The organism is Kineothrix sp. MSJ-39 (genome assembly GCF_018917935.1).
Classification (GTDB): Bacteria; Bacillota; Clostridia; order Lachnospirales; family Lachnospiraceae; genus CAG-194.
Genome location: NZ_JAHLPN010000050.1, coordinates 1 through 1,040, shown reverse-complemented (window position 1 = coordinate 1,040; position 1,040 = coordinate 1). Strand labels below are relative to the sequence as shown.

The following is a 1,040-nucleotide window of genomic DNA, read 5'->3' as shown; positions in this document are numbered from 1 at the left end:
ATTGAAGCTACTTCATATCCAGAAAACTCTAGTTTGAAGATATATGTAACTTGTAAACCGTTCAACAAATCCAGTAAAATCAAGGCTTTTGTTGAACATGCACTAAAAAGAATAGAGAGGTTAATTATGAATCACAATGATACAGTCAAAAATTCGTTCAAAAAACAGGCTAAAAAGTTTGCTGCTTATCATATGTCAAAAACAGAATATACCGATTACCTGATTAAACGAATTGGAGCAAAAGGAACAGAACATGCCCTGGAGGTGGCAGCCGGAACTTGTATTTGCGGCAGGGCACTGGCTCCTTTCGTAAAGGACATTACCTGCTTGGATCTGACGGAAGAAATGTTGGCACAGGGGAAACGACTTGCCGGCGAAAACCAGATAAACAACATTTATTTTCAAATAGGAAATGCAGAAGAACTTCCATACGACTCCGAAACATTTGATCTGGTGGTCACAAGGCTTTCTTTCCACCATTTTGACAATCCTAAGCAACCTTTTGGAGAGATGAACCGTGTCCTGAAAAAAGGGGGAAAGCTGGTGGTCTGGGATATGGAAGCTGCCGAAGAGCCTTTGCGTACAATGGATGATAAGATTGAGAAAATGCGCGATATGTCACACACCAGAATCCTCAGCAGGGAAGAATTTGAAAAACTGTTCGAAAAAGATTTTACATTGCAATGCGAAGAAACCACACTGGTGTCGGTGAATCTGAAAAGCTGGATGGAACTGACAGATACGCTAGAAGACGTACAAAAAGAGATAACCAATTTGATGAAAGCTGAACTGGCAGGCGGTAGTAAAACCGGTTTTTCACCATATAAGAAAGAGTCTCAAATTATGTTTGATCATAGATGGTTATTATTGATTGGCGAAAAAAATTAAGAGTAATAGGAATAAGCAGGAAACTTCTTCTGCGAGTGTGTGAAGAAAACTCTGTAAATACTTAGATCTTCTATGATAATGAATGGCGGAAGGCTTGAGATTAAGCTTTCCGCCTTGTTTTTATATATAACAGCGAAATGATTGCATGTCAA

The 1,040-nt window shown here is 39.0% G+C and carries 1 protein-coding gene; it reads left to right on the top strand.

The window, feature by feature from the left end; all coding sequences use genetic code 11:
* Positions 1 to 888: class I SAM-dependent methyltransferase (locus KQI22_RS13710; protein ID WP_216553436.1), on the top strand; the 888-nt coding region annotated here is incomplete at its 5' end.
* Between the last annotated feature and the right edge of the window lie 152 nt (positions 889 to 1,040).